Here is a 7,647-nt window from a genome sequence, read left to right as displayed (position 1 = left end):
GGGGGTTGGTTCGCCCTGCGCCGCCCCGGCTGCGCGGGGCGGGGGCGGGCCGCGCCGCCCGCCTGTCGCCGCTTTTCTGGATTCCGACCATGCCTGATCCGAACGACAATCACATGCGCGCCGCGACGATCGCGGTGCTGGTGGAGAACGAGGCCGGCGTGCTGGCGCGCGTCATCGGCCTGTTCTCCGGCCGCGGCTACAACATCGACAGCCTGACCGTCGCGCCGGTGGACGACACCGGCCGCATCTCCCGCATCACGGTCGTCACCAGCGGGACGGAGATGGTGATCGAGCAGATCAAGGCGCAGCTCGATCGCCTGGTTCCGGTCCACAAGGTCTCCGACCTGACGCTGGAAGGCCCGCACCTCGTTCGTGAGCTCGCGCTGATCAAGGTGGTGGGCAAGGGCGACGACCGCGTGGAGGCGCTGCGCCTGGCCGACGCCTTCCGCGCCCGCGTGGTGGACGCGACGACGGAAAGTTTCGTCTTCGAGATGACCGGCAACGCCGACAAGATCGACGCCTTCTGCGCGCTGATGCGGCCGATCGGGCTGGCGGAGGTGAGCAGGACGGGCGCCGTCGCCATCGCGCGCGGCACGCGGTCGCTGCTGCGATGAAACCTGGGCGGTCCCGGGGGGTTGCGCAGGCGCAATCCCTGGATCCGCACCGATGAAGCTCTTCACCTGTGACGTCTGCGCCAACCTGCTGCATTTCGAGAACACGCGCTGCGAAGCCTGCGGCGCCGCGCTCGGCTTCCTGCCCGGGCGGGCGGTGATGTCCTCCCTGACCGCGGAGGATGGCGGGCTGCGCGCCCATGCCGATGGCGGGCGCACCTATCGCGCCTGCGCCAACGCCACCTACGATGCCTGCAACTGGATGATCCCGGTCGAGGCCGATGGCCGGTATTGCGCCGCCTGCGCGCACAACCGGACGGTGCCGGACCTCTCCGACCCCGCCAACCTGCTGCTGTGGCGCCGGGTGCAGGGGGCGCTGCATCGCCTGATCTACACGCTGGAGCGCATGGGCCTGCCGCACCCGACCCGCGCCGAGGGCGCGGACAGCGGCGGCCTGGTCTTCGACATCCTGGCCGATCCTCCCGATCCCGGCGCGCCGCGCGTGATGACCGGGCATGAGGAGGGGCTCATCACGCTCGCCCTTGCCGAGGCCGACGACGCCGAGCGCGAGAAGCGCCGCACCGCGATGGGCGAGCCCTTCCGCACGCTGCTCGGCCATTTGCGGCATGAGGTCGGCCACTACTACTGGGACCTGCTGGTGCGCGATGCCGGCCGGCTCGAGGAGTTCCGGCAGGTGTTCGGGGACGAGCGCCCGGACTACGGCCAGGCGCTGCAGGCGCACTACGCCCGGGGCGCCGACGAAAGCTGGCGCGGCACCCACATCTCCGCCTACGCCGCCGCCCATCCGTGGGAGGACTGGGCCGAGAGTTGGGCGCACTACATGCACATCCAGGACAGCCTGGAGATGGCGGCCGCCTTCGGCCTGACCGTGGAGCCGTGGCTGGACGCGACCGGCGACCACAGCGCCCGGATCCGCTTCGACCCTTATGCGCAGCCGGACTACGACCGGATCATCCAGGCCTGGGCGCCCGTGACCGTGGCGATGAACGGCATGAACCGCTGCATGGGGGCGCCGGACCTCTATCCCTTCGTCATGTCGGATGCGGCGGTCGGGAAGTTGCGCTACATCCACGGCCTCGTTCAGCGGCAAGGCTCAACCCGTACGGCGCGCGAGGGCGGCCGGACGACAACCAAGAGGAACTGAAATGCGCGTCTATTACGACCGCGATGCGGATGTGAACCTGATCAAGGCCAGGAAGGTCGCGGTCATCGGCTTCGGCAGCCAGGGCCACGCGCATGCGATGAACATGCGCGATTCCGGCGTGAAGGACGTGGTGATCGGCCTGCGCCCGGGCGGCAGCTGGAAGAAGGCGGAGGCCGCGGGCTTCCAGGTGATGTCGCCGGCCGACGCGGCGAAGTGGGCCGACGTGACGATGGTCCTCACCCCCGACGAGCTGCAGGGCGACCTCTACCGCGACCACCTGCACGCCAACCTGAAGCCGGGCGCGGCCATCGCCTTTGCCCATGGCCTCAACGTGCATTTCAACCTGATCGAGCCGCGCGCCGACATCGACGTCTTCATGATCGCGCCGAAGGGCCCCGGCCACACCGTGCGCGGCGAATACCAGAAGGGCGGCGGCGTGCCCTGCCTTGTCGCCGTCCACCAGAACCCCTCGGGCAACGCGCTCGAGATCGCGCTGTCCTACGCCTCGGCGGTGGGTGGCGGCCGTTCCGGCATCATCGAGACGACCTTCAAGGAGGAGTGCGAGACCGACCTCTTCGGCGAGCAGGTCGTGCTCTGCGGCGGCCTGGTGGAGCTGATCAAGGCGGGCTTCGAGACGCTGGTCGAGGCCGGCTACGCGCCGGAGATGGCCTATTTCGAGTGCCTGCACGAGGTGAAGCTGATCGTGGACCTGATCTACGAGGGCGGCATCGCCAACATGAACTACTCGATCTCCAACACCGCCGAGTACGGCGAATACGTCACCGGCCCTCGCATCATCACGGCCGAGACCAAGGCCGAGATGAAGAAGGTGCTGGAGGACATCCAGTCCGGTCGCTTCGCCCGCGACTGGATGCTGGAGAACAAGGTGAACCAGGCGTCCTTCAAGGCCACCCGCCGCCGCCTCGCCGAGCACCCGATCGAGGAAGTGGGCGAGAAGCTCCGCGGCATGATGCCCTGGATCAAGAAGAACCAGCTCGTGGACAAGAGCCGGAACTGAGCCGCCTTCTCCCTCTCGCGCGAAGCGGGGGAGGGTCGGGGTGGGGGGGCGCGCCCCATCGACGCCACAAGGGCGGCAGGGCAACCTGCCGCCCTTCGTCGTCCGAGGGAGGGACGTCACGCCATGCCCACCATCGCCTGCCTGCATACCACCGCCGGCAATCGTGCCGTCTTCGAGGCCGCCTGCCCGCCCGGCGCGACGCTGACCCACACCATCCGCGAGGACCTGCTGAAGGACGCCGAGGCCGCGGGAGGACTGACGCCCGAGATCGCCGCGCGCACCGCGCGCGCGCTGGAGGCGCTGGCCGCACCGGGCGTGGACGCCGTGCTGCTCACCTGCTCGACCGTCGGCCCCGGTGCGGCAGAAGCGCATGCGCCGGTCCCGGTGCTGCGGGTGGATGCCGCGCTGGCCGAAGCCGCGACGCGGCGTGGCGGCAAGGTCGTCGTGCTCTGCGCCGTCGAGACCACCGTCGAACCCACCCGCGCCATCTTCGCCGAGGCCGCCGCGCGCCATGGTGCGACCATCGAAGTCCGCCTGGTACCGGGCGCCTGGGCCGCATTCCGGGGCGGCGATCCGGCGCGCTACCACGCCATCGTCGCGGCGGCGGCCGAGGCCGCCTTCGCGGAAGGCGCCGGCGAAGTCGCGCTCGCCCAGGCCAGCATGGCCGGCGCGGTGGCGTTGGCGAAGGGCCGCAAGCCGCTGGCAAGCCCGGCGGTCGGCCTTGCCGCCGCCATGGTGGGATGACGCAGGCGCCGCACATGTCGGGCGGAAGGAAGCCCGCATGCTCGACCGCCTCGCGACCCTCGCCTCGACACTGCTGCTGTCGGCCTGCTCGGTCGTCGGCGTGAGGTCGGGAACGGAGGAGCCGCGTTTCGACCTGCTCGGCACCGAGGCCGGGCTCGAGATCCGCCGCTACGCGCCGCGGCTGGCGGCCGAGACCACGGTGCCCGGCGAGGAGGCGGCCGCGCGCAACGAGGGCTTCTCCCGCCTCGCGCGCTACATCTTCGGCGCCAACCAGGGCAGCGCCAGGATCGCCATGACCGCGCCCGTGGCGCAGGAGCCATCGCGCATCGCGATGACCGCGCCGGTCGCGCAGGAGGCGACGGCGCAGGGCTACCGCATCCGCTTCTTCCTGCCCGCCGCGCTGCGCGACCCGCCCGCGCCGCAGGATCCGCGCGTGACGATCGTCGAGGTCCCGGCCGAGACCGTCGCGGTGCTGCGCTTCTCCGGCGTGCCCGGACCGTCGGCGGTGGCGGAGGCACGCGCCGGCCTGCTCGGCGCGCTGCCCCGCACGCACTGGGTCGCGGCGGGCGAGCCTGTCGCCTGGTTCTACGACCCGCCCTGGACGATCCCGGCGCTCCGCCGGAACGAAGTCGCCGTGCCGGTCGCGCGGCGCGATTGACCCGACGGCGCGCGCTGCGGCAGCCTTCCGCGCGATGACCGACACCCGCTTCCCCGACGACGGCACCGGCTACCCGCGAGACCTGCGCGGCTACGGCGCAAACCCGCCCGATCCGCGATGGCCGGGCGGGGCGAAGCTCGCGCTCTCCTTCGTGCTGAACTACGAGGAGGGCGGCGAGAACACCGTGCTGAACGGCGACAAGGGGAGCGAGCTCTACCTGCACGAGGTGCCGGGCGGATCGCCCCTGATCGGCGAGCGCAACCGCAGCGTGGAGACGCAGTTCGACTATGGCGCGCGCGCCGGCGTCTGGCGCGTGATGCGCCTGTTCGCCGCGCAGGGCTTCAACTTCACGGTGTATGGCGTCGGCCGCGCGCTGGAGCTGAACCCGGATGTCGCCCGCGCCTTCGCCGATGCGGGTCACGAGGTCGCGAGCCATGCCTGGCGCTGGTTCGACTACCACGCGATGAGCGAGGCCGAGGAAGCCGCCGACATCGCCCGCTGCGTCGAGACGATCGAGCGGCTGACCGGATCACGCCCGGTCGGCTGGTACACCGGCCGGTTCAGCCCGCGCACGCGCCGCCTGGTCGCCCGCCATGGCGGCTTCCTCTACGACAGCGATTCCTACGACGACGACCTGCCGCACTACGTGAAGGTGGAGGGCAGGGACGTGCTGGTCATTCCCTACACCCTCGACAACAACGACATGAAGTTCGCGGTCCCGCCCGGCTTCGGCGATCCGGACGGGTTCGAGCGCCACCTGCGCGACGCCTTCGACCTGCTGCTGGAGGAAGGGCGCGCGGGCGCGCCGAAGATGATGTCGGTCGGCCTGCATTGCCGCCTGGTCGGGCGGCCCGGCCGGGCGCGGGCCCTGCAGCGTTTCCTGGCCCATGTGGCGAAGCACCGGGAGGAGGTGTGGGTGGCGCGGCGGGCGGACATCGCGCGCCACTGGTGGCAGCACCACCCGCCGCCCAGCTGAAGCACGGCGCCGGCCGCCCGGCCCGGTATGCCGACGCCGTTCGGCGCCGGCTTCTGCCTGCGATCCGGCGTGGTAGGGAGAGGGGAAGGGGTGGTGGGCGCACTAGGGCTCGAACCTAGGACCCGCTGATTAAGAGTAAGTGATCGCTCGGGTCCGCTGACGGACAGGAGGCGACACAAGCCTCCTTTCGCATTGCTTTCCAGGCGACGGCCCGCTTACTTTGCGGACATGGATTGCCTTGCGGACCCCCCAGCGGGGTCCGCACGGGGTCCGCAGCCGGAGAAGCGGGTCCATGCCGAAGCTGACGGAAGATCGAATTGCCGCCCTCATCGTCCCGGACGGGAAGCGCGAGGCATGGCTGTCGGACAGCACGGTTGCGGGGCTGCGCGTGCGCGGGATGGCCGGCGCCAAGACGTTCTATGCAGCCTGGACGGATCGCGCGACCGGCGAGCGGCGCAGGGAACGCCTGGGCGTATGGGGCGCGATCACGCTGGAAAAGGCGCGTGAGGCGGCGCGGGCGATCCTGGGCGATGTGGCGAAGGGGGAAGATCCGAAGGCCATGCGCGCCGTTCGCAAGGCCGAGGCCGAGCGCGACAAAGCCGAGCGCGCCCTGACGCTTGAAATCCTCGTGGATGATTGGTCGAGGCTGCACTTGGCCGGCAAGCGCCCGCGCTACGCCGCCGAGGCGGTGCGGGCGATCAAGCACGCCTTCGCCGGCGACCTCTCCAAGCCTGCCGCACGCCTGACGCGGGCCGAGGCGGTAAACGTGCTGGACGCGCTGGCGAAGGCCGGCAAGGTCGCCATTGCGGGCCGGACCCTCGCCTATGCGCGCGCCTGCTTTGCCTGGGCACGGAAGCGCGGAAAGGTGGCGAGCAACCCGTTTGCCGACCTGCCGATCCCGGCCGGCGTGGTGGCGCGCGAGCGCGCGCTGTCGGACGAGGAACTAGGTCGGGTCTGGACCGCGACGGGCACGATGGGTGAGCCGTTCGGGCCGTTCCTGCGCGTGCTGCTGCTGTCCCTTTGCCGACGCGACGAGGTTGCCGGGATGCGCTGGTCGGAACTGTCGCCCGACCTCGCCACATGGACGATCCCCGGCGCCAGGATGAAGCGCGGCGCGGCGCATGTGGTGGCGCTGCCCGAGCCGGCGCGCGCGGCGCTGCGGACGGTGAAGCGGATCGAGGGGCAAGACCTCGTGTTCACGACCACCGGCAAGACGCCTGTGAGCGGCTTCACGAAGGCGAAGGCCGCGCTGGACGCTGCGGCGCAGGTCGCGGGCTGGCGCCTGCACGACATACGCCGCACGGGTGTCTCGGCGCTGGCGAGGATGGGCTTCAACCCGGTGGTCGCGGACAAGCTGCTGGCGCACCAGCCCTCGACGCTGCACGGCGCGGCGCGGGCCTATCAGCGGCACGACTTTGCCGACGAGCGCGCGCGCGCCCTGGACGCCTGGGCGGCACATGTCCTGCGCTGCGCCGAGAAGAAGGACGAGGCCGAGGCGGGCAAGGTCGCGGACCTGACCGAGCGGCGCGCGCGACGGAAGCGGATCGGCTAGATTACTACTCGGCGGGGGCGGGCCGGCCAGCCTCACGCGCGGGACCTCCGCCCCGCGCTGCCCCCGCCGACCACCGATAGCGGAGCGCGCGGAGGCGCGAGCATGACGGCAATCCCGCCGGGCTTCCCGGACGCGCTGTTGCCTGCGCTGCGCGAATTGGAGGAGGCGCAAGCCGCGCTTATCGCCGCGCCGAGCCTCGCGCCGTTCTGGCAGGCTCTTGGCGAGCACGCGCATAGGATGATCGGAGAGGGATGGGCACCCACCGATGCGGCTGGGGTGCTGGTGGGCGGCGTGCTGACCCCGATTGCCGCAGGATACGACGCGCACGGCTCGCTCGCCGCGCGAGTGCGCGAAGGCGTCAACATGGAACGGCGCAGGAGAGCCGCCGCGATGGCCGCCGACCTGGCGGGGCTGCTCGACCATATCGAGCGCGAGCCGTTCCCGCCCGATGCCGTGGTTGCGGTGGGGACGCTGCTACATCGGCGACTGGTCGCGCGCGACGCCCCTTCCGCGCTCAAGGGAGAGGCGACCGCCGCGCTACTGCGCCGCCTCGCCGCTGCGCTGCCCGAGCCGCCCAACTTTGCCGGCGCCCCCGGCCTTGCCTCGCAGAAACCAAGCTGGCGCAGCTTTGTCCGGGAGGTGCACGACAACCTCGACGAATTCGGCTTTGCGCTGCGCGAGCGGGATGCGGTTGCCCTCGCGACGGTGCTTTGTGCAGCCGCAGGCATGGCGGCGCCGCCGAGCCGGGATTCGGTGCGCGATGCGCTGCGATGGGGTGATTCCGCAGCGGAACCGGCGCCGAAATAACCCGGTGCGGTGACGCGAACCCTGTAGCTATTGGACAGCCCCGGGGGCGCGGGTGGCGGCGCGCGGGGAGGGGGGGGGGCAAGACCCCCCCGACCCAGAGGGATAAGGAGCGGCGG

8 protein-coding genes are annotated in these 7,647 nt (G+C 71.4%); all 8 read left to right on the top strand.

What is annotated here, in order from left to right:
- The first annotated feature begins 89 nt into the window (after positions 1 to 89).
- The 8 genes from ilvN to AC1MIR_RS16260 all read left to right on the top strand — a co-directional run bounded on the left by ilvN (position 90) and on the right by AC1MIR_RS16260 (position 7,531).
- Positions 90 to 614 carry an acetolactate synthase small subunit gene (gene ilvN / locus AC1MIR_RS16295; protein ID WP_480029235.1) on the top strand — a complete coding sequence of 175 codons (525 nt, stop codon included), beginning with the start codon at positions 90 to 92 and terminating at the stop codon, positions 612 to 614.
- A 52-nt stretch (positions 615 to 666) separates the two neighbouring features.
- A complete protein-coding gene (locus tag AC1MIR_RS16290; protein WP_480029234.1) occupies positions 667 to 1,776 on the top strand; it encodes a zinc-binding metallopeptidase family protein in 1,110 nt (369 codons plus the stop codon).
- A gap of 1 nt (position 1,777) precedes the next feature.
- Positions 1,778 to 2,794, top strand: coding sequence for a ketol-acid reductoisomerase (ilvC, locus tag AC1MIR_RS16285; protein ID WP_480029233.1), 1,017 nt, complete (start codon positions 1,778 to 1,780; stop codon positions 2,792 to 2,794).
- A 123-nt stretch (positions 2,795 to 2,917) separates the two neighbouring features.
- Positions 2,918 to 3,538: an aspartate/glutamate racemase family protein gene (locus AC1MIR_RS16280; protein WP_480029232.1), complete on the top strand. Its 621-nt coding sequence runs from the start codon at positions 2,918 to 2,920 to the stop codon at positions 3,536 to 3,538.
- A gap of 37 nt (positions 3,539 to 3,575) precedes the next feature.
- The gene (locus tag AC1MIR_RS16275; RefSeq protein WP_480029231.1) at positions 3,576 to 4,196 is read left to right on the top strand and encodes an SOUL family heme-binding protein; all 621 of its coding nucleotides are present in this window, start codon (positions 3,576 to 3,578) and stop codon (positions 4,194 to 4,196) included.
- Between the two features lie 34 nt (positions 4,197 to 4,230).
- Positions 4,231 to 5,172 carry an allantoinase PuuE gene (gene puuE / locus AC1MIR_RS16270; RefSeq protein WP_480029230.1) on the top strand — a complete coding sequence of 314 codons (942 nt, stop codon included), beginning with the start codon at positions 4,231 to 4,233 and terminating at the stop codon, positions 5,170 to 5,172.
- 292 nt (positions 5,173 to 5,464) lie between these two features.
- Positions 5,465 to 6,724 carry a tyrosine-type recombinase/integrase gene (locus AC1MIR_RS16265; protein WP_480029229.1) on the top strand — a complete coding sequence of 420 codons (1,260 nt, stop codon included), beginning with the start codon at positions 5,465 to 5,467 and terminating at the stop codon, positions 6,722 to 6,724.
- 102 nt (positions 6,725 to 6,826) lie between these two features.
- A complete protein-coding gene (locus AC1MIR_RS16260) occupies positions 6,827 to 7,531 on the top strand; it encodes a hypothetical protein (protein WP_480029228.1) in 705 nt (234 codons plus the stop codon).
- The last annotated feature ends 116 nt before the right edge of the window (positions 7,532 to 7,647 follow it).

Source organism: Falsiroseomonas sp. RANM36 (genome assembly GCF_056682175.1).
Note: the sequence above shows the minus strand (reverse complement) of the source record. Positions and strands in the feature narration are given on the sequence as shown.

Excerpts from the sequence above, each read along its gene's own strand:
- ilvN (WP_480029235.1), top strand. The coding sequence starts at position 90 with ATGCCTGATCCGAACGACAATCACATGCGCGCCGCGACGATCGCGGTG.
- AC1MIR_RS16290 (WP_480029234.1), top strand. The coding sequence starts at position 667 with ATGAAGCTCTTCACCTGTGACGTCTGCGCCAACCTGCTGCATTTCGAG.
- ilvC (WP_480029233.1), top strand. The coding sequence starts at position 1,778 with ATGCGCGTCTATTACGACCGCGATGCGGATGTGAACCTGATCAAGGCC.
- AC1MIR_RS16280 (WP_480029232.1), top strand. The coding sequence starts at position 2,918 with ATGCCCACCATCGCCTGCCTGCATACCACCGCCGGCAATCGTGCCGTC.
- AC1MIR_RS16275 (WP_480029231.1), top strand. The coding sequence starts at position 3,576 with ATGCTCGACCGCCTCGCGACCCTCGCCTCGACACTGCTGCTGTCGGCC.
- puuE (WP_480029230.1), top strand. The coding sequence starts at position 4,231 with ATGACCGACACCCGCTTCCCCGACGACGGCACCGGCTACCCGCGAGAC.
- AC1MIR_RS16265 (WP_480029229.1), top strand. The coding sequence starts at position 5,465 with ATGCCGAAGCTGACGGAAGATCGAATTGCCGCCCTCATCGTCCCGGAC.
- AC1MIR_RS16260 (WP_480029228.1), top strand. The coding sequence starts at position 6,827 with ATGACGGCAATCCCGCCGGGCTTCCCGGACGCGCTGTTGCCTGCGCTG.